We start from the raw sequence: 23,296 nt of genomic DNA, 5'->3' as shown, positions 1-23,296 counted from the left end.
CTCACCGGAACCCCGCGATCGGCGCTCCTCGGCGGCGCTCAGTCGAAGCGGGCGGCGAGCAGGACCACGTCCTCGCCGTCCACGGTGGGGTCCACGCCCTCCGGCAGCAGGGTCCGCAGGACGTGGTCGGCGACCGCGCCCGGGTCGCCGAGGTCCGCCTTCGGCACGCTCGACGCCGCCGAGTGGAGCCGTGCGAAGGCGCGGTCCATGGCGTCACCGGTACGGCGCAGCAGCCCGTCCGTGTAGAGAAGCACCGTTTCTCCGGGTGCCGGGGACAGCTCCACGCTCGGCGCCTCCCAGCAGGAGAGCATCCCGAGCGGGGCCGAGAGCGAGGTCTCGACGAACTCGGTGCGCCGCTCGCCGATGACCAGCGGCGGGGCGTGCCCCGCACCGGCCAGCACGATCCGGCGCTGCGCGGGTTCGGCGTACGCGAAGAGCGCGGTCGCCGAGCGGGCCGGTTCGGTGAGCCGGAGCAGGAGTTCCAGGTCGGAGAGGACGGCGACGGGGTCCTCGCCCTCCATCACCGCGTACGCCCGGAGGGAGGCGCGCAGCCGGCCCATGGCGGCGAGCGCGCTGGGGCCGGTCCCGGAGACGGAGCCGACGGCGAGCCCGAGGGCGCCCTCGGGCAGCGGCAGCGCGTCGTACCAGTCGCCGCCGCCCCGGGGGCCGGTGCGGTGGCGGGCGGCGAGCTGGACGCCGGGGACGCGGGGGAGGCGGCTGGGGAGCAGCTCCTCGGCGATGGTGGCGACCTGGACGCGGGCGCGCTCGACCTGGAGGAGACGGGCGAGGTGCTCGGTGGCGAAGCGGCCGTAGAGCCCGATGAGGTGACGCTGGCGGTCGGTGGGCTCGGCCGGCTCGTCGTAGAGCCAGACGGCCGCGCCGAGCCGGCCGGCCTCCTCGGTGGCGAGGGGGAGGGCGTAGCTGGCGGCGTAGCCCAGGCGGGCGGCGACCTCGCGGTGGCGCGGGTCGAGGCCCTCCTCGGTGCGTACGTCCGGGATGGCGATCGGATCGGGGACCCGCTCGGGGTGGCCCGGATCGGGGAGGCCGTCGAGGAGGCGGCCGTAACTGCTGGTGCCGCGCGGAACGGTCTCGATGGTGCCGAGGTCGGAGTGGGCGAGGCCGAGACCGATGGTGGCGGCGGGGCCGAGTCCGTCGGCGGGTTCGAGGACGGTCATGCCGCGGCGGGCCCCGACGAGGGCGGCGCCGGCGCCGAGCACCTCGCGGAGGGCCTCGTCGAGCGAGTCGGTCCTGATGAGGCGCTCGGTGAGTTCGTGGAGGGTGGTGAGGTCGGAGACCCAGGAGGCGAGGCGGTCCTGGATCAGCGCGCCCGGCGCGGGGACCGGATCCGAGGGCGGAGCCGCCGCGGGGACCCCGGGGAGGGGCGACGTAGTGTGCGGGGACCCGGGAACCGTGGAATCGATTCCAGCCACTTTCGGCATGTGCGGCGCACTCATGTCAGTCGGCTTTCCGACCGGTGCGTTTGACGCCATAGCATCGCAAACCCCCATGTCATTCTGAGCCGCTCGATGCATCCACATGTACACGCACAAGAGGAACGATGTCCAGCATTGTCCCCACGGGACTTGTGGTGTCCGTGAGGTCGTGCGCAAGGGTTGAACTCAGCGGGAAGTTGGCCGAAAATTGTCCCCGGTGTGCACCTTTTGCGGTCGACTGGCGTCGTTTCAAAGCGCGTCATTCCGAGCGTGCTGGGTACGTAATCGGTGACAGACAGGGGCAGTTGGAGCTGCCCCGGAACGTGATGCGCAACCCCGGCGTCTTACCTGCCGCAGGCCGCAGCCCGTCACCGAGTGGCGGGGAACGTGTTCCGATCCGCCCTGGTTCCGACCCGGCTCCACCTCGTTCTGACCCGGCTCCACCTGGTACTGAGCTCGCTCCATCTGGTTCCACGTGGTTCCACCTGGTCCCGGCCCGGCCGGCCCCGCTCCTCCAGGGGCCTCCATCCCGCCGACCCGGTACGCGCTGATACGCACAGTGAAATGTCCTGCACATGGTGTGATGTGGATTCGGCGTTCAACGGAAAGGAACGAGCGCTCATGCGCGAGATCCTCGGAAGGCGACGCAGGCTCCGGTTCCGGCGCAAGGCGAGGACCGCCCGGCTCGACGCGGCGGTCACCTTCGCCGTCGAGTGGAACTGGCCCGTCCTGCCGGGAGCGGGCCTGAGAGCGACGACCCGCACGACCGCGGGAGCCGTCTGCTCCTGCCCCGACCCCGAGTGCGTGGTGCCCGGCGCGCACCCCTACGACCCCGGACTGCTCGCGGCCACCACGGACGAGCGGATGATCCGCTGGTGGTGGACCCGGCGCCCGGACGCGCCGGTGGTCCTCGCCACGGGCGGCGGCGCGCCCTGCGCGGTCAGCCTGCCCGCGGTGGCGGGCGCGCGGGCGCTCGCCGCGCTCGACACGATGGGCATGCGGCTCGGCCCGGTGGTCGCGACCCCGACGCGCTGGTCGATCTTGGTCGCCCCGTACGGCCTCGAACGGCTCGGCGAACTGCTGTACGCGAAGGACAGCGTGCCGAGTTCGCTGCGCTTCCACGGGGAGGGCGGCTATCTGCTCCTGCCGCCCTCGGTCGCCGGGACCGGACAGGTGCGCTGGGAACGGGCGCCCCTCACCGGCTCGTCCCGGCCGTGGCTGCCGGACGTGGAGGCGGTGGTCGACGCCCTGGTGGAGGCGAGCACGAGCACACCGGGCGGCGGAAGCCGGCTCGCGTACTGACCTGCGGAACGGCGGGCGGCCCGGCGGCTCGGGCGTTCACCCGAACGGGTGTGTCCTGACCCGACTTCTACGGGAAACGGGCGCGCGGCCGGCCGGGGGCCCGCCGGCCGCCGCTATGTTCACCCCACCGTTCAAGATCTCCAGCCGAGCAGGAGCAGGTGGGGCGCATGGGTCCGGTGAACCTCCGCGTGGTCGGACTCGGGGCCGCCGTCACGGTCGCCGTCCTGCTGCCCCTCGTCGCGGCGGCCGGGCCCACGGGGGAGCCCGTACGGCCGCCCGGCGTGCAGGGCGAGGGCGACGCGAAGTCCGGGGACCTGCTGGGCGGGCTCCGTACGGCACCCCGTACGACGGCGTCCCCCTCGCCCGCCGTCCGCGCCGGGGGGCCCGAGGCCACGGCGGCCTCGCCCGCTCCCTCCTCGCCCGATCCGGCCCCTCCCGCTCCGGTCTCGCCCGAACGCGTCACCCACTGTGGGCCGGAACTCGCCTCCCCCGAGGGTGTGGAGGCGCAGACCTGCGTCCTGGCCGAGGGGCCCGACGTCTGGGCGCGGACGTACTACCGGAACGCCAGTGGCCAGGAACTCGACGCGTTTCTGACCCTCATGGCCCCCGGCGGGCGGACCGTACAAGTCCGCTGCGCGGTCACGGCGCAGGATGAACCGGGAGCCTGTGAAACGCCCGGGGAACGTGGTCGAGGCGTGGCCAGGGCGTATACGGCGGTGGCGGAATTCGCGGGAACCGGCGAGGGGGACAACACCCCGCTGCTGCTGCGGGCGGGCAGCAACACTGCGGACAGCGAAGGAAGTTGAGCGTCGACGCCCCGGACCTGCCGGAAGCGGACATGGAAAGGCCCGGTCGCTGGCGACGGGGGATGCACCAGCGACCGGGCTTCCAGAACGGTAACAAGAGATCTGCTGTTCGCAAATTCGATCTCGGTTATTCGGACAGGGATTTACCTGTCCGAAGACCGGGTTGTGGTGGAAGTCACCGACTGGTCGGTCTGTCAGTCACCGATACCACCTGGGGTATCAGCTGAGAGTCACCTGACGGTTCGTGAGGCCGCCGCGCGCACGCCGCTCCTCCGCCGTGAGCGGGGCGTCCGAGGCGAGCGCCTCGGCCAGCCGCTCGGCGAACTCGGCGGCCGGCTTCTCGCACTCCTCGGCCGTCATCGACGTCGGCAGGTCCCAGACCGGCACCATCAGGCCGTGGGCGCGGAACGAGCCGACGAGCCGGGTGTCGGCGCCGAGCGAGGTCGCCCCGGCCGCCTGGAGGCGGGCGAGCGCGTCGAGGAGCTTCTCCTCCGGGTACGGCATGACCCAGCGCAGGTGGTTCTTGTCCGGGGTCTCGCACCAGTACGAGGAGTCGACGCTCGTCAGCTTCACCGTCGGGATCGCGGCCGCGTTGGCACGCTCCAGCGAGGCGGCGACCTCCGGGTCGGCGCCGTCGGTGGACTGCGGGATCCAGAACTCGAAGCCGGAGTGGACCTCCGGGGCGAACGCGGCGTCCGCGTCGAGCAGGTCCTGGAGGCGCGGGCCCTCGGCCGGCACGCGGCGCGCGGGGACCGGGCTGCCCGGCTCCGTCTCCAGGGCGCGCTGGAGGGTGTCGGCGAGGTCGCGGGCGAGGTCGCCGGAGGTGGAGTCGTTCTGCAGGGCGAGCAGGACGGAGCCGTCGTCACGGCGGAGCGCCGGCCACGCCATCGGCAGCACGGTCGCGAGCGTCACGGACGGCACGCCCTCCGGCAGCCCGCCCTTCAGGGTGAGCGGCACGGTGGCGGCGGGCACCAGCTCGCGCAGGGCGACCCAGTCGCACTCGCCGGGCAGGCCCTCGAAGGGACGCTGGACGATTTCCGTCACGGCGTGCGAGGCGGCCCGGCCGTGACACGCCTTGTAGCGGCGGCCCGAACCGCACGGACACGGCTCGCGGGCGCCGACGACCGGGATCTCCCCGCTCGTGACCTGGGCCTGGCCGGTCTTGCCGGCCTTCGTCTGGGGGCGCTTCTTGGCCATGGTGTGGCTTTCTCCCGATCGCGGCGTGCGGTGCTTGTTTCCGGGCGCGAGCCTAGCCGCACCGGGCACCGACACCCCTCAGGCGGGCCGCCGCCTCCGAGCGGGCCGCGACCACCGGGGCCGCGGGTTCACTGTCCGCGGGGCCGCCGGGTTCGCCGTACGCCGAGGCACCGGGTTCGTCGTATGCCGCGCCGCCGGGTTCGCCGTAAGCGGGGATCGGGTTCGTCGTGCGCGAGGGCCGGGACGGCCGTACGCGGGGACCGAGATCGTTCAGCGCCCGGCCCGGGCGGGCCTGGCGTCCCGGCTGGAGCGGCTCGGTGCCCCTGTCGCGGCTCGCTGGGTGTCCCGGCCGAGGCTGCTCGGCATGCCGGTCGAAGCGTCCCGGCATCCCGGTCGAGGCGGCTCGGGGTCCCGGCCGAGGGCGCGCGGCGCCCCGACCAGGGGTCCCTACGCGCGTCACTCCAGATCGTCGTACGCGTCCAGGATGTCGAAGCGTGAGCCGCCGCCGACGCGGGCCGCGAAGTCCTCGCGCCGGTGTCCCTCGGTGACCACCACCCAGACCGTGACCTCGCCCGTCGCGCTGTCCCGTACGCCCCAGTCCTGGGCCAGCGCGCTGATGATGTTCAGCCCGCGGCCGCCCCGTGCGGTGACCGAAGGTGTCGCCGGCACGGGCCTTGTGGGGCCACCGCCGTCCGTCACCTCGACTCTGAGGCCGCCCGCCGGGTCCACCCGCCAGGCCGCCCGCACATCCCCGTCGCCCCTGTCCGCCCGCCCCAGCGGCCTGCCGTAACGACAGGCATTGCTGAGCAGCTCGGAAAGGATCAGCACCGCGTCGTCGACGACCGAATCGGACACCCCGCTGCGGTACAGCTCGTCCCGCATCCGGTGTCTCGCCTCACCCACGCCCGCAGGGCCATGGGGTACGGCCATGCTCGACGACGTGGGCACCTCTTGTGCCACCACCAACGCCACCCCCGAGACCTCCTTTGCCCCACGCCACCGTGTGGATGCCCCAATGGCCTGGACCGGAAACCGGCCAATCCGGGTTCGATGAGGCACTCGTGACGATCGCGTACGCGCGGAACGCGCCGGTGCACACCCCGCAGGCCCCGCGGACCCTTGTGGCACAAGGGAAAGGGGAGGCTGGAGGGGCGAGAACAGGACGGCCGGGGACGGCTGAGAGCGGAAAGGGGATCAGTCGCGGCCCAGCTGGGTGAGCACCTGCTTGGGGCGGTTGGTGATGATCGCGTCCACGCCGAGACGCTCGCAGAGCTCGACGTCCTCGGCCTCGTCCACCGTCCAGACGTGCACCTGGTGACCGGCCTTCTGGAGCCGGAGGATCACGGCGGGGTGGTGGCGGACGATCCGGATCGAGGGACCGGCGATGCGCGCGCCCGCGGGAAGCCGTCCGTCGCGCAGCCGCGGCGAGACGAACTGGGCGAGCGAGACGGTGGGCATCGTCGGCGAGGCCAGGGCGATCCGCTGCAGGGAGCGGGCCGAGAAGCTCATGACGCGTACGGGGGAGTCGGCGGGGGACGCGGGCGCGTCCAGGCCGAAACGCTTGAGGAGCTGGAGGAGCCGCTCCTCGACCTGGCCCGCCCAGCGCGTCGGGTGCTTGGTCTCGATCGCCAGCTCGACCCGGCGCCCGGAGTCGGAGACCAGCTCCAGGAGGCGCTCCAGGGTGAGGACCGAGGTCGAGCCGGGGTCGCGCCGGTCCGGGCTCTCGCCGGAGTCGTCGCGGCCCTTCCAGGTGCCGAAGTCGAGCGCGGCGAGATCGGCGAGTTCGAGGGCGGACACGGCGCCGCGGCCGTTCGAGGTGCGGTCGACGCGGCGGTCGTGGACGCAGACGAGATGGCCGTCGGCGGTGAGCCGGACGTCGCACTCCAGGGCGTCGGCGCCGTCCTCGATGGCCTTCACATAGGCGGCCAGGGTGTGTTCCGGTGCGTCCTCGGAGGCTCCACGGTGGGCGACGACCTGGAGGGGGACGCGGTTCGGGTGCTGCCGTGCGTGAGTCACGGCGTCATGGTGCCATTGGCGGGGTCGGCCGGGCACACCGGAGGCTGTCCGTTCTGTCCGTATATAAAGGTAGGGGTGCGAACGCACAGCTCCGCCTTACAGTGGCCTGACGCCCGGTGGGAAAAGCTGGTGCAGCACCCTTGGAGCCAGTAGGTGACCAAGTAGGACCACCATCACCCCGCGCAGTCAACGAGGAGAGCGAGCTGTGAGCACCGAGAACGAGGGCACTGAGGTTCCGGCGGACCCGGCTGCCCCGTCCGCCCCTCCCACGCCCCCCTCCCCCACGCCCCCGTCCACCGCGCCGGCGGCGCAGACCCAGCCCCTGCCCCCGGCCCCCACCGACGCCCCGACGGCCGCCCATCCACAGGCACAGCCGCAGGCGCCCGGCCACGCCTCCGCGCACGCCCCGGCCCCGGCACCCGCCCATGGTCCGGAGCCGGTCGCGGCGGCCTCGGCCGGCGGCTGGCCCCCGCCCCCGCCGGCGGTGCCGGCCTGGGGTGCCCCGGTGCCTCCCGCCCCCGCGGCGCCGCGCAAGCGGACCGGCGGCCTCGTGGCGGCGGTCCTGGCGGCCGCGCTGGTCGCGGGCGGAATCGGCGGCGGCATCGGCTACTGGGCGGCGGAGCGCGGCGACGACGGCGTCGGCTCGACGACGGTCTCCTCCGGCGAGGCCCCGGCGGCCTTCAAGCGCGACCCCGGGACGGTCGCCGCGGTCGCTGCCCAGGCGCTGCCCAGCGTGGTCACCATCCAGGCGAAGTCGGGCGGTGCGCAGGGCGAGGGCGAGGGCGGTACGGGCACGGGCTTCGTGTACGACCAGGAAGGCCACATCGTCACCAACAACCACGTGGTGGCGTCGGCGGCGGAGGGCGGCACGCTCTCCGTGACCTTCCCGGACGGCAAGTCGTACGACGCGGAGGTCGTCGGCCGGGCCGAGGGCTACGACGTGGCCGTACTGAAGCTCACGAACGCGCCGAAGGGGCTGAAGCCGCTGCCGCTCGGCAACTCCGACAAGGTGGCGGTCGGCGACTCGACGATCGCGATCGGCGCGCCCTTCGGCCTGTCGAACACGGTCACCACCGGCATCATCAGCGCCAAGAACCGCCCGGTCGCCTCGGGCGACGGCTCCGGCGGCAGCAACTCGTACATGAGCGCGCTGCAGACGGACGCGTCGATCAACCCGGGCAACTCCGGCGGCCCGCTGCTCGACGCGAGCGGCGCGGTGATCGGCGTCAACTCGGCGATCCAGTCCACGGGAAGCGGCTTCGGCCAGTCCCAGGCGGGCTCGATCGGCCTGGGCTTCGCGATCCCGGTGAACCAGGCGAAGAACGTCGCCCAGCAGCTGATCAAGACGGGCAAGCCGGTCTACCCGGTGATCGGCGCGACGGTGAACATGAACGAGAAGGGCGACGGGGCCACGATCGCCACCCAGGGCTCGGGCGGCACCCCCTCGGTGACCCCCGACGGCCCGGCCGCGAAGGCCGGCCTGAAGGCCGGCGACGTGATCACGGGCTTCGGCGACCACCAGATCGACAGCGGCCCGACACTGATCAGCGAGATCTGGACCCACAAGCCCGGCGACTCCGTCAAGATCACCTACGAGCGCGACGGCAAGACCTCCACGGCCACGGTCACCCTCGGCGAACGCACCGGCGACAGCTGACCGGCTAGGCTGTCCCCCGCGTCGCCCGTGGACACACCGGCGGCGCGGGGTGGGTTGCCCGAGCGGCCTAAGGGAACGGTCTTGAAAACCGTCGTGGCAGCGATGTCACCGTGGGTTCAAATCCCACACCCACCGCAGTGGATCGGCCGGTGTGCCGGTCAGAAGGGGTGCTCCGATGCCGGAGCGCCCCTTTCTCGTGTGGAGCCGTGGCGCCGGGGGCCCCGGCGGCCCTCCGGCGGGCTTCGGGTGTTCCGAGTGGTTGCCCGGGTGGTCCCCCGGGTGGTTCCCCGGGTGGGGGTGGATCCGGCGGGCTCGGTGCCCGGGACGGGGCCTCGGGATGCGGTCCTCGGGTGGTGCCGTGATGCTGGAAGGGCTGGAACAGCGGCTAGGAGGGCCAGATGTCTGTGTTCGACAAGCTCAAGGGGATGCTGAAGGGCCACGAGGACCAGACCTCCAAGGGCGTCGACAAGGCCGGCGACTACGTCGACGGCAAGACGCAGGGCAAGTACGCCGGTCAGGTCGACACCGCCCAGGAGAAGCTCAAGCAGCAGATGGGAGGCACGCGCCAGGGACCCGACTCCCCGCCGCCGCCCCCGCCTCCGTCCCCGCCCCAGCAGTAGCGCGGAGGCGCGAACCGATCTGTCAGGGGCGCCCCGGATGCACATCCGGGGCGCCCTTCGGTGTTCGATGGACCCGTCGGGCGGGTGTGACCGGAGGAAGGGCGCGTAGACGTGGTGCGGATCGTGCTGGTGCAGGGGGACATCACCGCGGAGGCGGCGGACGCGATCGTCAATGCCGCGAACTCCTCGCTGCTGGGCGGCGGGGGAGTCGACGGGGCCATCCACCGGAAGGGCGGGCCCGAGATCCTCGCGGCCTGTCAGCAGCTGCGCCGCTCGCACTACGGCAAGGGGCTGGCGGCCGGGCAGGCCGTCGCGACCACGGCGGGGCGGCTGGCGGCCCGGCACGTGATCCACACGGTCGGGCCCGTCTGGTCGCGGGAGGAGGACCGTTCGGAGACGCTGGCCTCCTGCTACCGCGCCTCCCTGCGGGTCGCCGACGAACTGGGGGACCGTACGGTCGCGTTCCCCGCCATCTCCACCGGGATCTACGGCTGGCCGATGGAGGACGGCGCCCGGATCGCCGTGCGGACCGTGCGGTCCACCCGTACCGAGGTGGAGGAGGTCCGGTTCGTGCTCTTCGACGAGCGGGCACGGGCCGCCTTCGAGGCGGCCGTGTCGGAGCTGGGTCACCCCTGGGAGCGGGATCACCCCTAGGGCGCGGATCGGGGGCGGGGTCGTCCCTGCTCCGCCCGGACGGCGCTAGGCGGGCTGCGGGGCGGGCGATGCCGGAGCGGCCGCGACGGCGCGGGTCTCGCGCATGATCAGCAGCCCGTTGACCACCATCAGGGTCGCGGTCAGGCCGTGGACGCCCAGCGCGGTGGCCACGGAGCCGTGGTGGGCCAGCACGTTGGCCATGTCGCCGTACGCGGCGAGTGCTTCCACCAGCAGCACCCAGCCCAGCGCCCTGCGGTGCCCCGTCACCAGCAGGATGCCCAGAACCAGGGCCAGGACGACATCGCGGATCCCCTTGATGACCAGGAAGCCGTCGCCGTCGCCGGACGGCCAGCTCGGCAGGCCGTAGCCCGGCGCCGTCGTCTCCGGGCTCAGGATGTACTCCGTCCCGAACCAGAGGATGAAGAGGATGAAGACGGCGGCCAGGACGGTGTTGATCTTCTTCAGCGGCATGGTTCTGCTCCCTACGGGTCTTCGTCGGTCGGGTGAGTTCGTGCGGGGGCGTCAGACGAGGGCCGCGACCAGCAGGGTGAACGCGGCGATGATGACGGCGACGCGGAGGTAGTGGTAGCGCTCCCAGCGGCGCAGCTGCTCCTTCCAGTCGGCGGGCCGGTTCTCGGGGGTCCAGGTCTTGTTCCGGTTGTTGATCGGGACGAGCAGCAGGACGGACATGAGCACGCTGAGGATCAGCAGTCCGGCGGCGGTGACGACTAGTCCGGCGCCGTGGTGGTGCCGGCCGGCGACGGCCCAGATCGCGCTGAGGACGAGCGAGCCCACGTACCAGAACGGCATCAGGGCGCCGAGCATCCGGCCGCCGTGGGCGTGGCCGAGCTGGCGGCTGTCCTCGGGGAGCGCGTCCAGGATCCGGTTCATGACGAAGGCGACGGAGAACTCCACCCCCACCATCAGGCCGACGACGACGGTGGTGACGACCGAGAGCGCGTTGAGCATGATGACCCCTCCTGGGATCTAGCATTGCTAGCTGATGTGGCAACGCTAGTACTACTGCCGCTCGGTTGTCTAGCGGTGCTAGGATTGCTTTATGTCGGTAAAGGAACGCAAAGAGCGCGAACGGGCGGAGCGCGAGCGCCTCATCGTGGCGACGGCCCGCGAACTCGCCGAGCAGCAGGGCTGGGACGCGGTCACCACCCGCCGGCTCGCCGAGCGCATCGAATACAGCCAGCCCGTCCTCTACAGCCACTTCCGCGGCAAGCGCGAGATCATCGGCGCCGTCGCCCTGGAGGGAGCCGCCGAGCTGGCGGCGGCGGTGCGTGCCGCGACCTCCGCCGCGGAGGGCCCGCGCGAGCGGGTCGCCGCCCTCGCCCGGGCCTACCTCGACTTCGCCGAGCGCAATCCGGCGGTCTACGACGCCCTGTTCCAGCTCGACGGGGGCCTGGCGTACGCGCGGGAGGACACCCCCGAGCCGCTGAAGGACGCCTTCGCCGCCCTGCTCGAGTGCCTCGCCGAGGTCGCCGGCGACGGCGTCCACCCGGGGATGTTCACCGAGACGTTCTGGGCGGCGCTGCACGGCCTGGCAACCCTGACCCGGGCGGGCCGCCTGCTGCCCGAGGACGCCGAGCCGCGGGTGCGGCTGTTGGTGGACCGGCTCGCCGTGGTCTGACGCGCCGTCCTGGCGGGGGCGCGGCGGGGGTGCGCGGCCGGGGCGTGCGGCGGGCCCTCGGGGCCCGCTGCCCGCCCCCTCGTCGTGCCGCCCGTCGCATGGGTTTTCTCTTCGGAGGCGTTCGTTCGGCCTCCGTGTGGGGGGACTCGCCGTGGCGTTCTCCCGAGAGGGCGATTGGCGGAAAATCTGCCGGAACGCTTCCTCCCTTGCGGTGCACCGGCCGTGCCTGTCCTGAACTCTTCCTGCCGGTGTGAGCTGGGCCTTTCCTCGTCCTGACCGGGTTTATCTGCTTGTCCTCACGCTTGCGGGGGAATCAGCCGCTCCAGGGTGGTTCGCCGGGGATTCGGTGGGCAACTCTGGATTCGCGACGTCGAGCACAAACGACCGGGGCGGTCGGCCAACTGCCTTGGACATGGCCGTACTTCAGAGAACCTTCTGAGCAGTTCCGTGCACAGCAACAGCTTTCAGTTCCCGGAGGAACACACATGGCAAGCATCCGTACCGCCCGCATCCTCGCCGCTGCCGCCGCCCTGCCCCTCGCCGCCGCGCTCTTCACCGGGGTGGCCCAGGCCGACAACGGCGGGTTCGCGGACGACGGATCGAACACGAGCGTCGCGTCGATCGTCGGCAGCGGCGTGGGTGGGGACAACTTCGGCAACTCGACCACGACGCAGCAGGTGGCGACCGGTTCCGGCGCCTCCAACCAGAACAACACGGCCAGCGTGAACGGCTCCGCGTTCACCCACATCGCGCAGAACAACGCGGTGGTCAACTTCCTCCCCTGGTGGTGACCGAAAGCACGGCAGCCGGCCCGACGGGGGGCGTGACCGCGGTGTGAACGACGGCCCGCGCGCCGGTACTTCGGTACCGGCGCGCGGGCCGCAGCGCGTTTCGGGGCGGGGTGCGCCGGGCGTGCGGGGTGCGTGGGGTGTGGGGTGTGGCGGCGAGGTGCGCGGGGCGCGCGCAGGTGCCGGGGGCGGCGCGCGTGCGGGCGCGCCAGGGTGCCGGGTGAGGTGCGCTCGGGGCGCGCGGTGAGGGCCGGGGTCGGTCGGCGCGCTTGACAGGGGTCCTGAATCTGACGGACAGTCAGCAACCTCAGTCGTCCCACGGGAGGCCGTCGCCGTGCACCTCGCCCCGACCGAGCGGCAGCTGCGGCTGCGCGCCGAGCTCCGCGCGTACTTCCGGGACCTGATGCCCGAAGGGCCGCCCCCCGTCACCGACACCACCGCCCAGCGCCGGCTGCTCCGCCGGATCGGCGCCGACGGGCTCCTCGGCCTCGGCTGGCCCGAGGAGTACGGGGGACAGGGCCGGGGTCCCGACGAGCAGTTCGTCTTCTTCGACGAGGCGTACCGCGCGGGCGCCCCCGTCTCGATGGTCACCCTCAACACCGTCGGGCCCACGCTCATGGCCTACGGGACCGAGGAGCAGAAGGCCTTCTTCCTGCCCCGGATCCTGCGCGGCGAGACCGTCTTCGCCATCGGGTACAGCGAGCCCGAGGCCGGCACCGACCTCGCCTCGCTCCGGACGCGCGCCGTCCGTGACGGGGACTCCTGGCGGATCGACGGCCAGAAGATCTTCACCTCCAACGCCCAGAACGCCGACTGGATCTGGCTCGCCTGCCGCACCGACCCCGAGGCGCCACCGCACCGGGGCATCTCGATCGTCCTCGTCCCGACCGACTCCCCCGGGTTCTCCTGGACGCCGATCGCGACCGTCGGCGGCCTGACCACGACGGCCACCTACTACGACGGGATACGGGTCCCCGCCGGGAACCTGGTCGGGCCCGAGCACGGCGGCTGGGGGCTCATCACCAACCAGCTCAACCACGAGCGGGTCGCGCTCGCCGCGATCGGCATGCAGGCGGAGGACTTCTTCGCGGCTGCGCTCGACCGGGCCAGGACCCCCGATCCGGTGACGGGCAGGCGTCGCGTCGACGAGCCGTGGATCCGGATCCGAGCAGCCGAGGCGCATGCCCGGCTGGCGGCGACACGCCTGCTCAACTGGCGTCTGGTGGGTGACGTGGGGGCGGGCCGGCTGGCCCCGGGGGACGCGAGCGGCGTGAAGTTCGTGGGAACCGAATCGGCGGTGGAGGTGTATCGAATATGTCAGGAGATCGCGGGCGGGGCGGGGACGGTGCGAGCGGGATCGCCGGGGGAGTTCGACGGCGGTGAGCTGGAGCGCATGAACCGGGCCGCGCAGATCAACACCTTCGGGGGAGGGGTGAGCGAGGTGCAGCGCGAGATCGTCGCGAGGATGCGGCTCGGCATGAAGGGGAGGGGGCGGCGATGACCCTCACGGAGCGGGACGGAGCGGCGGAGGCGCGGGACGCGTCGGACGGCCTGTACGAGCGGCTGGCGGGGTTCGCGGGGCGGGCCGCCGCCACCTCGGGCCTGGGCAAGGACCCGGTCAACCTGCCCATGATCAGGCACTGGTGCGAGGCGATGGGGGACGACCACCCGGCCTACCGGGGGCCGGACGCCGTCGCGCCGCCCACGATGCTCCAGGCCTGGACGATGGGCGGCCTCTCGGGGCACACGGGCCGGTCGTCCGCCTACGAGGAGCTGTTCGCCCTCCTCGACGGCGCGGGATACACCTCGGTGGTCGCGACCGACTGCGAGCAGGAGTACCTGCGGCCGCTGCGGCCCGGCGACGAGATCACCTTCGACACCGTCATCGAGTCGGTGTCGGAGCGCAAGCGGACCAAGCTGGGGACGGGGCACTTCGTCACCACCCGGACCGACGTCCGCGTCGGCGGCGAGGTCGCCGGGACCCACCGTTTCCGCATCCTCAAGTACGCGCCCGCGGGCAGGCCCCCGAAGCCCGCCGCCACCAGGCCCACGAAGCCCGCGGCCCTGCGTGCGGCGCCCCCCGCCCCGACGCCCGCCGCCCGGCGGCCCCGGCCCGTGATCAACCGGGACAACGCCGGGTTCTGGGACGGGGTCGCCGCGCACCGGCTGCTCATCCAGCGCTGCCTGGACTGCGCGGCCCTGCGCCTGCCGTGGCTGCCCGGGTGCGCCGAGTGCGGGTCGGGGGAGTGGGACACGGTGGAGGCGAGCGGCGCCGGGACCGTCTTCTCGTACGTGGTGATGCACCACCCGCCCTTCCCCGCCTTCGACCCGCCGTACGCGGTGGGACTGATCGAACTCGCCGAGGGCGTACGGATGATCAGCAACGTGGTGGGGGTGCCGTACGACAAGGTGCGGATCGGGATGCCGGTGCGGCTGGAGTTCCTGCGGGTCGACGAGGAGCTCCAGCTTCCCGTCTTCCGCGCGGGAGGGGAGGACTGACATGGACTTCACCCCCACGGAGGAGCAGGAGGCGGCCCGGGAGCTGGCCGCCCGGATCTTCGCCGACCTCGCCACCCACGAGCGGCTCAGGGCGGCCGGCACGGGCACCGACGCCGAGCTCTGGAAGGCGCTCTGCGCCGCCGGTCTCCCCGGCTCCGTCGAGGAGACCGGCCTCCTCGGCCTGGTCCTGCTCCTGGAGGAACAGGGGCGGGTGACGGCCCAGGTTCCGTTCGCCGCGACCTGCGCGTACGGGATCCTCGCCGTCGCCCGGCACGGTACGGAGGAGCAGCGCGCCCGGCTCCTGCCCGGCCTCCGCGACGGTACGGCGATGGTGACGGGGGCGTTCCCGGCGCCCGGCGGGGTCGCCTCGCACGACGGGCGGCTCACCGGGACCGTGGACTGGGTGCCGTGGCTCAGGGACGCCACGCACGTCCTCGTACCGGACGAGGACCGCGTCCTGTGGCTGGTCCGCGTCGAGGACGCGGCCCGTGTCGATCCCGTCGAGCTCACCGCGCCCTGGTCCGCAGGCCGGCTCGTCCTCGACGGAGCGACGGGGGAGCGGCTCGGGGCGGGTGTCGGTGCCCGTGCCGGTGCCGGTTCACGCGAAGGGCTCGGCGAGAGGTCTGGGGCGGGCGGCGGGGGAGGAGAGGCCTACGCGGACGTGCTCGCCGCCGCCCGGGTCGCCTTCGCCGGGCTCCAGGCCGGGGTCTGCGCCGGGTCACTGGCCAGGGCCGTGGAGTACACCTCCGTCCGGGAGCAGTTCGGCCGCCCGCTCTCCACCCACCAGGCCGTACAGCTGCGCGCCGCCGACGCGCACATGGACACCGAGACCATCCGGGTCACGGCCTACGAGGCCGCCTGGCGCTTCGACGAGGGACTCGACGCCGGCGGGGCGGCCCTGACCGCCGCCTGGTGGGCCTCCGAGGCGGGGAAACGGGTCGTGCACGCCGGACAGCACCTGCACGGCGGGATGGGAGCCGACCTCGACCACCCCGTCCACCGGCACTTCCTGTGGGGCCGCCAACTCGACGCCTACCTGGGCTGCGGAACCGAACTCCTCGCCGAACTCGGTGACCTGCTCGCCGAAGGAGACCTGTCATGAGCCCCGTCCTGAGGCCCGGGGACGAGCTGCCGCCGCTCACCGTCCCGATCACCCGCACCCTGATCGTCGCCGGGGCCGTCGCCTCCCGCGACTACCAGGACGTCCACCACGACGCCGAGCTGGCCAGGGAGAAGGGCTCCCCGGACATCTTCATGAACATCCTCACGACCAACGGTCTCGTCGGCCGGTACATCACCGACCACTTCGGCCCCCGCGCGGTCCTCCGCAGGGTCGCCATCCGGCTCGGGGCGCCCAACCACCCCGGCGACACCATGGTCCTCACCGGCACGGTCACCGAGGTGGACGGGGACACGGCCCACGTCCGGGTCGTCGGCGCCAACGGGCTCGGACACCACGTCACCGGCACGGTCACCGTGGAGGTGGGGCGATGAGCCTCCGTGACCGCGACCGACTCGGCGGCCGGGCGGCCGTCGTCGGCATCGGGGCCACCGAGTTCTCCAAGGACTCGGGCCGCAGTGAGCTCTCCCTCGCCGTCGAAGCGGTGCGGGCGGCCCTCGCCGACGCCGGGCTCACCCCCGCCGACGTCGACGGGATGGTCACCTTCACCATGGACACCAACCCCGAGATCACCGTCGCCCAGGCGTCCGGAATCGGTGAGCTGTCCTTCTTCTCCCGTGTGCACTACGGCGGCGGGGCCGCCTGCGCCACCGTCCAGCAGGCCGCGCTCGCCGTCGCCGCCGGGGTCGCCGAGGTCGTCGTCTGCTACCGGGCGTTCAACGAGCGCTCCGGTCGCCGCTTCGGCTCCGGCGTCCAGCGGCGCGAGCCCTCCGCCGAGGGCGCGGCGCTCGGCTGGCAGCTGCCCTTCGGGCTGCTCACCCCGGCCTCCTGGGTCGCCATGGCGGCCCAGCGGTACCTCCACACCTACGGATTGACCCCGGACGCCTTCGGTCATGTCGCCGTCACCGACCGGCGCCACGCGGCCCGCAACCCCGCCGCGTACTTCCACGGGAAGCCGATCACCCTCGCCGACCACGCCGCCTCGCGCTGGATCGTCGAACCGCTCCGGCTCCTCGACTGCTGCCAGGAGACGGACGGCGGCCAGGCGATCGTGGTCACCTCCGTCGAGCGCGCCCGCGACCTGCCGAATCCACCCGCCGTGATCCTGGCGGCGGCGCAGGGCGCGGGGCGGAGACAGGAGGCCATGACGAGCTTCTACCGGGACGGGCTGACGGGCCTTCCGGAGATGGGCGTGGTGGCCCGGCAGCTCTGGCGGACGGCCGGGCTCGCGCCGACCGACATCGACGTGGGCATCCTCTACGACCACTTCACCCCGTTCGTGCTGATGCAGCTGGAGGAGTTCGGCTTCTGCGGCCCCGGGGAGGCGGCCGCCTTCGTCGCCGCCGACGCGCTCCCGCTGAACACGCACGGGGGCCAGCTCGGCGAGGCCTATCTGCACGGCATGAACGGCATAGCGGAGGCGGTGCGGCAGCTGCGGGGCACCTCGGTGAACCAGATACCCGGGGCGGAGCGCACCCTGGTCACGGCGGGCACGGGTGTCCCCACGTCCGGACTGATCCTGGGGACGGACGACTGAGGCGAGGCCCCCAGGGGCGACCGCCCGAGGCCCCACCCGCCCCGCCCGCCCCCCGACCAAGGCCCCACCCGCCCCGCCCGCCCTCCGACCAAGGCCTCACCCGCCCTGTCCGCCCACCCGACCAAGGCCCCATCCGCCCCCGCCCGGCGGCCGCCCCCGAGCCCCCTCCCGTACGCGCGCGCCCCGGGTTCACGTACCGCTGGAACTCCTCCCCGACCCTGAGGCGGGCTCCAGGGGTCTCCACCCAGAGGAGGTCCAGCCGTCCCCGCCCCTACAACCTGAGGCGGACTGCGGTTCGGGACCTGGGGCCGATCCGCCGGGCACCCCTCCCCTCCTAGCGTGGAGTCATGACTCCGCCACCCTCTGGCCCCGTCTGCGCCGGTGCCTCGCAGTACGCGTCGTACTCGACCTTCTCCTCGTACGTACGGGCGCGTGGGCCCGTACTCCTGCGCACCGCGCGCTCCCTGACCGCCAACCCCTGCGACGCCGAGGACCTGCTCCAGACCGCGCTCGCCAAGACCTTCGTGGCCTGGGAGCGCATCGAGGACCACCGTGCCCTGGACGGTTACGTCCGCCGCGCCCTGCTGAACACCCGTACGTCGCAGTGGCGCAAGCGGAAGGTCGACGAGTTCGCGTGCGAGGAGCTGCCCGAGCCCGTCGGGGTCCCGGTGCCGGACCCGGCCGAGCGGCAGGTGCTGCACGACGCGATGTGGCGTGCGGTGACGAAGCTGCCCGAGCGGCAGCGGCAGATGGTGGTCCTCAGGTACTACGAGGACCTCAGCGAGGCCCAGACCGCCGAGGTGCTCGGGGTGTCGGTCGGGACGGTCAAGAGCGCGGTGTCGAGGGCGCTCGGCAAGCTCCGGGAGGACCCGGAGCTGACCCCCGTACGGTAGGCCTTCCACTCCTGCCAGTAATCACTGGCAATTTCCATACTCCCGGGTAGTGACATACCGCGTGGTATGTGCGCAGAATCTCCACACCCTTTCTGCCACGTAGCGCCCACCGGGAGGACGCCCCGTGTACAGCACCATGCAGGACGTACAACTGACCGTGAGCCGCATCCTCAAGCACGGGATGACGATCCACGGGAAGTCCATCATCACCACCTGGACGGGCGAGCCCGAGCCGCAGCGCCGCACGTTCGCGGAGGCCGGAGCCCGCGCCCACCAGCTGGCCAACGCCCTGCGCGACGAACTCGGGGTGACCGGCGACCAGCGCGTCGCCACGCTCATGTGGAACAACTCGGAGCACGTCGAGGCGTACTTCGCGATCCCCTCCATGGGCGCGGTCCTGCACACCCTCAACCTGCGCCTGCCCCCCGAGCAGCTGGTGTGGATCGTCAACCACGCCGCCGACCGGGTCGTCCTCGTCAACGGCTCCCTGCTGCCCCTCCTCGCCCCGTTGCTGCCGCACCTGCCGACGATCGAGCACGTCGTGGTCGCGGGTCCCGGGGACCGTTCCGTCCTGGACGGCGTGGCCCCCCGCGTCCACGACTACGAGGAGCTGATCGCCGGCCGCCCGACCACGTACGACTGGCCGGAGCTGGACGAGCGCTCGGCCGCCGCCATGTGTTACACCTCCGGCACCACGGGCGACCCCAAGGGAGTGGTCTACTCCCACCGTTCGATCTACCTGCACTCGATGCAGGTGAACATGGCCGAGTCGATGGGCCTCACCGACAGGGACACGACCCTGGTCGTCGTCCCGCAGTTCCACGTCAACGCCTGGGGCCTGCCGCACGCCACCTTCATGACCGGCATCAACATGCTGATGCCGGACCGTTTCCTGCAGCCGGCCCCGCTCGCCGACATGATCGAGCGCGAGAAGCCGACGCACGCGGCCGCGGTCCCCACCATCTGGCAGGGCCTGCTCGCCGAGGTCACCGCCAACCCGCGCGACCTCTCCTCGATGTCCCAGGTCACCATCGGCGGCGCGGCCTGTCCGCCCGCGCTCATGGAGGCGTACGACCGCCTCGGCGTCCGCCTCTGCCACGCCTGGGGCATGACCGAGACCTCCCCGCTGGGCACGATGGCCCACCCGCCGGCCGGTCTGACGGCCGAGGAGGAGTGGTCGTACCGCGTCACGCAGGGCCGCTTCCCGGCCGGTGTCGAGGGGCGTCTGGTCGGTCCCGCCGGCGAACACCTGCCCTGGGACGGCGAGTCGGCGGGCGAGCTGGAGGTGCGCGGCACCTGGATCGCGGGCGCGTACTTCGGCGGCGTCGACGGCGAGGCGGTCCGCCCGGCGGACAAGTTCAGCGAGGACGGCTGGCTGAAGACCGGTGACGTCGGAGTGATCAGCCCGGACGGCTTCCTCACCCTCACCGACCGCGCCAAGGACGTCATCAAGTCGGGCGGCGAGTGGATCTCCAGCGTCGAGCTGGAGAACGCGATCATGGCGCACCCGGAGGTGGCCGAGGCCGCCGTCGTCGCCGTGCCGGACGAGAAGTGGGGCGAGCGCCCGCTGGCGACCGTCGTCCTCAAGGAGGGGGCCACGGCGGACTACGAGACGCTGAAGGCCTTCCTCGCCGACGAGGGCGGCATCGCGCGCTGGCAGCTGCCGGAGCGCTGGGCGATCGTGCCGGCGGTGCCGAAGACGAGCGTGGGCAAGTTCGACAAGAAGGTCATCCGCAGGCAGTACGCGGAGGGAGAGCTGGACGTGACCCAGCTCTAGTCACCGGAGGCGGGACCGGAACGGGGAGGGCGGATGCCCTCCCCGTTCCGTCTGTCGCCGGCTAGTTGGTGCCGATCTTCGCGAGCAGGTCGACGATCCGGGCCTGGACCTCGGTGCTGTTCGAGCGCTCGGCGAGGAAGAGGACCGTCTCGCCGGAGGACAGCTTCGGCAGCTCCTCCTCGGCGAGGTCGACCGAGGTGTAGACGACGAGCGGGGTGCGGTTGAGCTGCCCGTTCGCCCGCAGCCAGTCGATGATCCCGGCCCGGCGGCGGCGCACCTGCATCAGGTCCATCACGACCAGGTTCGGCCGCGTCTGGGTGGCGAGGGTGACCGCTTCGGTGTCCGTCGCCGCCCGCGCGACCTGCATCCCGCGCCGCTCCAGGGTGGCGGCGAGCGCCTCGGCGATGTCCTCGTTCTCCTCGATCAGCAGGACCCGGGACGGGTGCTGCTCGCTGTCGCGCGGCGCGAGCGCCTTGAGGAGTACGGCCGGATCGGCGCCGTACGCGGCCTCCCGGGTCGCCTGCCCGAGTCCGGCCGCGAGCAGCACGGGCACCTCGGCTGCGACGGCGGCCTGGCGCAGCGACTGGAGCGCGGTACGGGTGATGGGCCCGGTCAGCGGGTCGACGAAGAGCGCGGCGGGGAAGGCGGCGATCTGAGCGTCGACCTCCTCGCGGGAGTGCACGATCACCGGCCGGTAGCCGCGGTCGCTCAGCGCCTGCTGGGTGGAGACGTCGGGCGCGGGCCAGACGAGCAGCCGGCGCGGGTTGTCGAGGGGCTCGGGGGGCAGCTCGTCGTCGACGGGGCGCGGTGCGGGCCGGTTGGCGACCTCGACGGCGCCGCCGGGACCGTCGAGCGGCTCGGGCCCCTCGGCGGAGCCCTCGGCGGGCGCTCCTATGGCGTACGCGCGGCCCTCGGGGGCGGCGGGGACGAGCCCGAGCGCGGCCTCCGACGACGGGGTCTGGGACGGCGGCTGGGGCTGCGCCACGGGCTGGGCCCCCGGCTGCGACGGGGATCCGGCCTGCGGGTGCGGCCTGGCCTCGCCCGTGGGCGGTACGGCGAGCGCCGTCGGGACCGGCGGGTCGACCTCCGGCGGGGTGGCGAGCTTGCGTCGCCGTCCCGAGCCGTTGGAGGGGCCGCCGGAGGCCGTGGAGGCCGGAGTGGCGCCCGGGGCGACCGGGGCTGACGGAGCGGGAGAGGCCGCCGGGGCCGGGGAGACGTGCGGGGTCACCGCCGCCGGGGGGACGAAGGGGACGCCCTGTCCGAGGGTGCGGACGCTGAACGCCCGCCCCTGGGTGGAGTCCTTCGGCATGGGCAGCTCGGGCGGCAGGGGCACGGAGCCGGTGCCGGTGACGGAACCGGTGCTGTTCCGCGGCTCGGGCAGCGGCTCGGGCCGCGGTGCCGGTCGCGCCCCGGGCAGCGCCTGCGGCTCGGGAGGCGGAGGCGTGACGGCGCGGCGGCGCCCGGTCGGCTCCGCCGGGGGGAGACCCGAGGGGACGGCCGTCGCGGTCGGGCCCTGAGGCTGACCGGGCGTCTGTCCGGGGGCCTGACCGTGCGTCTGCGCGGGTGCCTCTCCGTGCGGATGGTGCTGCGGAGGCGTGTGTCCGGCGCCCGGGACACCCCGTACGGCCTCGTGCTGCCCCTCGTCGGAGACCGGCAGCGGTCCGGCGAACGGAGGGGCGAACGGAGCGTCGCCCGGGGCGGGCTCGGGAGCGCGGTCGGCGTCGGCGGGCGGAAGCGCGAACGGCGTCCGGGGTCCGGCCTCGGCCGCGGCCGCCCGCTCCTGCGCGGCGGCGAGCGCACGCCGACGGCGCCCGCTCGGCTGCGCCTCGGGTGCGTGGTCGGGGGAGGCGACGGCGGGCAGCGCACGGGCCAGCGCGGGCGCCCCCGAGGGCTCGACGGCGACCCCCTGCGGCGGTACGGCGGCGCCGAGCGCGGCGCGCCCCTGCGCACCCTCGGCGGCGGTCACCACGGACCCCTCGGCGGGCCGGCCGCGACGGCGGCCGGTCGGCTCGACGACGGACGCGCCGGAACCGCCGGCGGCGGCGCCGAGGGCGGCGTGCTGCTGGGCCTGCGCCTGGGCGGGGATCAGTTCGGCGGGGCCGGTGGGGGCCTCCCCCGGCTCCCCCTGCTCGCCCGAGCGGCCACGGCGGCGGCCACTGGGCTCGGCGCCGCCCTCGGACGTGACGGGGCTCTCCAGGAAGGCGTCCGTGGAGCCGCGACGGGCCCGCCGCCGCCCTCCACCGGAGGTCTCCGCGGCACCGGCCTCGGCACCGGCGTCGAGGCCGGAGGCGGGCGCGGGGGTGGGAACGGCGGTGTGACCGGTTTCGAATCCGGTGTCGAGGCCGGCGGAGGGCTCCGGTGAGGAGAGGGGCGCGGAGGCCTGGGCGGGCAGCGCGAGGGCCTCCCGGCCGCCACCGGCACCGGCTCCGCGCAGGGATCCGTCGTTCCTCGGCTCGGGCGCGGGGACCGTGCCCCGCCCGCCGCCGAGGGGGACTTCGAGGACGTACGCGCCGCCGCTCGTCCCCGGCACCTCATGGGTCTGCACGACACCGCCGTGCGCCGCCACGATCCCGCGCACGACCGGCCCGTGGACCGGGTCGCCGCCCGCGTACGGGCCGCGGACCTCGATCCGTACGACGTCGCCGCGCTGTGCGGCCGCGACGACGATCGTGGAGTCGGACGCCACGGCGCCCTGGGCGTTGGTGCGGTTCTTGCCGGTCGCGTCGACCCCGGCGACGTCCGCGACGAGATGGGCGAGCGCCGTCGCGAGCCGGGCCGCGTCGACCTCGGCCTCGATGGGCGGCGCGTGCACGGCGAACTGGGCGCGGCCGGGCCCGATCAGCTCGACGGCTCCGTCGATGCCCGCCGTCACGACCCCGTCGAGGAGCGCGACGCGCCGGTCGAGCTCCTCCGTGCCCGCGTCCAGGCGCTGGTAGCCCAGGACGTTGTCGACGAGCGCCGTCATCCGGGCGTACCCGGCGGCGAGGTGGTGCAGGACCTGGTTGGCCTCGGGCCAGAGCTGTCCGGCGTCGTCGGCGGCGAGGGTGCCCAGCTGGGTGCGCAGCTCCTCCAGGGGGCCGCGCAGGGACTCGGCGAGGACGGCCGTGAGCTGCTCGTGCCGGGCGGTGAGGGAGGCGTACAGCTCCTGCTGGGCCTCCCGTTCCGCCGCGTTCCGCTCGGCGCGGTCGGCGAGTTCCGCCGCGTTCCGCTCCGTGAGCTCCGCGAGTTCGGCGGCGTGCTCCTCTTCGAGCTGCTCGTAGGGCCGGCGGTCGGTGAAGGTCATGACGGCGCCGACGAGCTGGTCGCCGTCGCGGACCGGGGCGGTCGTCAGGTCGACGGGTACCCGGTTGCCCTTCTT

At 73.5% G+C, this 23,296-nt stretch carries 21 protein-coding genes and 1 tRNA gene; 15 read left to right on the top strand and 7 right to left on the bottom strand.

What is annotated here, in order from left to right; all coding sequences use genetic code 11:
• Window positions 1–38: 38 nt before the first annotated feature.
• Complete coding sequence (locus ABT129_RS00110) at window positions 39–1,430, bottom strand: PP2C family protein-serine/threonine phosphatase (RefSeq protein ID WP_351894588.1); 1,392 nt, start codon at window positions 1,428–1,430, stop codon at window positions 39–41.
• A 624-nt stretch (window positions 1,431–2,054) separates the two neighbouring features.
• Here ABT129_RS00110 and ABT129_RS00105 point away from each other — a divergent pair.
• On the top strand, window positions 2,055–2,735 hold the full coding sequence (locus ABT129_RS00105; RefSeq protein WP_351894586.1) for a bifunctional DNA primase/polymerase: 681 nt from the start codon (window positions 2,055–2,057) through the stop codon (window positions 2,733–2,735).
• 167 nt (window positions 2,736–2,902) lie between these two features.
• Window positions 2,903–3,541: a hypothetical protein gene (locus ABT129_RS00100; RefSeq protein ID WP_351894583.1), complete on the top strand. Its 639-nt coding sequence runs from the start codon at window positions 2,903–2,905 to the stop codon at window positions 3,539–3,541.
• Between the two features lie 219 nt (window positions 3,542–3,760).
• Here the strand turns inward: ABT129_RS00100 and ABT129_RS00095 are convergent, their stop codons facing one another.
• From ABT129_RS00095 to ABT129_RS00085, 3 genes are all read right to left on the bottom strand, one after another.
• The gene (locus ABT129_RS00095) at window positions 3,761–4,738 is read right to left on the bottom strand and encodes a DUF5926 family protein (RefSeq protein WP_351894580.1); all 978 of its coding nucleotides are present in this window, start codon (window positions 4,736–4,738) and stop codon (window positions 3,761–3,763) included.
• A 456-nt stretch (window positions 4,739–5,194) separates the two neighbouring features.
• Window positions 5,195–5,797 (bottom strand): ATP-binding protein, encoded by a 603-nt coding sequence (locus ABT129_RS00090; protein WP_351894577.1) that lies wholly within the window; start codon window positions 5,795–5,797, stop codon window positions 5,195–5,197.
• A gap of 135 nt (window positions 5,798–5,932) precedes the next feature.
• Entirely contained in the window at window positions 5,933–6,754 is an 822-nt protein-coding gene (locus ABT129_RS00085; RefSeq protein ID WP_351894574.1) for a glycerophosphodiester phosphodiesterase, read from the bottom strand.
• Window positions 6,755–6,959: 205 nt separating this feature from the next.
• On the opposite strand from ABT129_RS00085, the gene ABT129_RS00080 reads away from it, so the two are divergent.
• The 4 genes from ABT129_RS00080 to ABT129_RS00065 all read left to right on the top strand — a co-directional run bounded on the left by ABT129_RS00080 (window position 6,960) and on the right by ABT129_RS00065 (window position 9,685).
• Complete coding sequence (locus ABT129_RS00080; RefSeq protein WP_351894572.1) at window positions 6,960–8,411, top strand: S1C family serine protease; 1,452 nt, start codon at window positions 6,960–6,962, stop codon at window positions 8,409–8,411.
• Between the two features lie 48 nt (window positions 8,412–8,459).
• A tRNA-Ser gene (locus tag ABT129_RS00075) sits at window positions 8,460–8,546 on the top strand.
• Window positions 8,547–8,809: 263 nt separating this feature from the next.
• Window positions 8,810–9,031, top strand: coding sequence for an antitoxin (locus ABT129_RS00070; protein WP_351894569.1), 222 nt, complete (start codon window positions 8,810–8,812; stop codon window positions 9,029–9,031).
• A gap of 111 nt (window positions 9,032–9,142) precedes the next feature.
• Window positions 9,143–9,685 (top strand): O-acetyl-ADP-ribose deacetylase, encoded by a 543-nt coding sequence (locus ABT129_RS00065; protein WP_351894567.1) that lies wholly within the window; start codon window positions 9,143–9,145, stop codon window positions 9,683–9,685.
• 45 nt (window positions 9,686–9,730) lie between these two features.
• Here ABT129_RS00065 and ABT129_RS00060 read toward each other — a convergent pair whose 3' ends face one another.
• Window positions 9,731–10,156 (bottom strand): DUF4267 domain-containing protein, encoded by a 426-nt coding sequence (locus ABT129_RS00060; protein WP_351894565.1) that lies wholly within the window; start codon window positions 10,154–10,156, stop codon window positions 9,731–9,733.
• A 51-nt stretch (window positions 10,157–10,207) separates the two neighbouring features.
• On the bottom strand, window positions 10,208–10,654 hold the full coding sequence (locus ABT129_RS00055) for an anthrone oxygenase family protein (RefSeq protein WP_351894563.1): 447 nt from the start codon (window positions 10,652–10,654) through the stop codon (window positions 10,208–10,210).
• Window positions 10,655–10,745: 91 nt separating this feature from the next.
• Here ABT129_RS00055 and ABT129_RS00050 point away from each other — a divergent pair, with 91 nt between their 5' ends.
• The 9 genes from ABT129_RS00050 to ABT129_RS00010 all read left to right on the top strand — a co-directional run bounded on the left by ABT129_RS00050 (window position 10,746) and on the right by ABT129_RS00010 (window position 19,938).
• Window positions 10,746–11,324: a TetR/AcrR family transcriptional regulator gene (locus ABT129_RS00050; protein ID WP_351894562.1), complete on the top strand. Its 579-nt coding sequence runs from the start codon at window positions 10,746–10,748 to the stop codon at window positions 11,322–11,324.
• A gap of 485 nt (window positions 11,325–11,809) precedes the next feature.
• Window positions 11,810–12,115: a hypothetical protein gene (locus ABT129_RS00045; protein ID WP_351894559.1), complete on the top strand. Its 306-nt coding sequence runs from the start codon at window positions 11,810–11,812 to the stop codon at window positions 12,113–12,115.
• A gap of 331 nt (window positions 12,116–12,446) precedes the next feature.
• Window positions 12,447–13,613 (top strand): acyl-CoA dehydrogenase family protein, encoded by a 1,167-nt coding sequence (locus ABT129_RS00040; RefSeq protein WP_351894557.1) that lies wholly within the window; start codon window positions 12,447–12,449, stop codon window positions 13,611–13,613.
• Window positions 13,610–14,611 (top strand): bifunctional MaoC family dehydratase N-terminal/OB-fold nucleic acid binding domain-containing protein, encoded by a 1,002-nt coding sequence (locus ABT129_RS00035; protein WP_351894556.1) that lies wholly within the window; start codon window positions 13,610–13,612, stop codon window positions 14,609–14,611. Before ABT129_RS00040 ends, ABT129_RS00035 begins: the two co-directional genes overlap by 4 nt.
• Window position 14,612: 1 nt before the next feature.
• A complete protein-coding gene (locus ABT129_RS00030) occupies window positions 14,613–15,713 on the top strand; it encodes an acyl-CoA dehydrogenase family protein (protein WP_351894554.1) in 1,101 nt (366 codons plus the stop codon).
• 8 nt (window positions 15,714–15,721) lie between these two features.
• Window positions 15,722–16,105 carry a MaoC family dehydratase gene (locus ABT129_RS00025; protein ID WP_351895258.1) on the top strand — a complete coding sequence of 128 codons (384 nt, stop codon included), beginning with the start codon at window positions 15,722–15,724 and terminating at the stop codon, window positions 16,103–16,105.
• A complete protein-coding gene (locus ABT129_RS00020) occupies window positions 16,102–17,268 on the top strand; it encodes a lipid-transfer protein (RefSeq protein ID WP_351894552.1) in 1,167 nt (388 codons plus the stop codon). Before ABT129_RS00025 ends, ABT129_RS00020 begins: the two co-directional genes overlap by 4 nt.
• A 347-nt stretch (window positions 17,269–17,615) precedes the next feature.
• Window positions 17,616–18,161, top strand: a complete 546-nt coding sequence (locus tag ABT129_RS00015) for a SigE family RNA polymerase sigma factor (RefSeq protein ID WP_351894549.1) — start codon at window positions 17,616–17,618, stop codon at window positions 18,159–18,161.
• Window positions 18,162–18,285: 124 nt separating this feature from the next.
• Window positions 18,286–19,938, top strand: coding sequence for a long-chain fatty acid--CoA ligase (locus tag ABT129_RS00010; protein ID WP_351894547.1), 1,653 nt, complete (start codon window positions 18,286–18,288; stop codon window positions 19,936–19,938).
• Window positions 19,939–19,999: 61 nt separating this feature from the next.
• Here the strand turns inward: ABT129_RS00010 and ABT129_RS00005 are convergent.
• Window positions 20,000–23,296 (bottom strand): PAS domain S-box protein (locus tag ABT129_RS00005; RefSeq protein WP_351894545.1); only part of this gene is annotated, 3,297 nt, incomplete at its 5' end.

It is taken from the genome of Streptomyces sp. NPDC002057 (assembly GCF_040296665.1).
GTDB lineage: Bacteria > Actinomycetota > Actinomycetes > Streptomycetales > Streptomycetaceae > Streptomyces.
The sequence above is the reverse complement of the archived record's forward strand: the minus strand, read 5'-3'. Positions and strand labels throughout refer to the sequence as shown.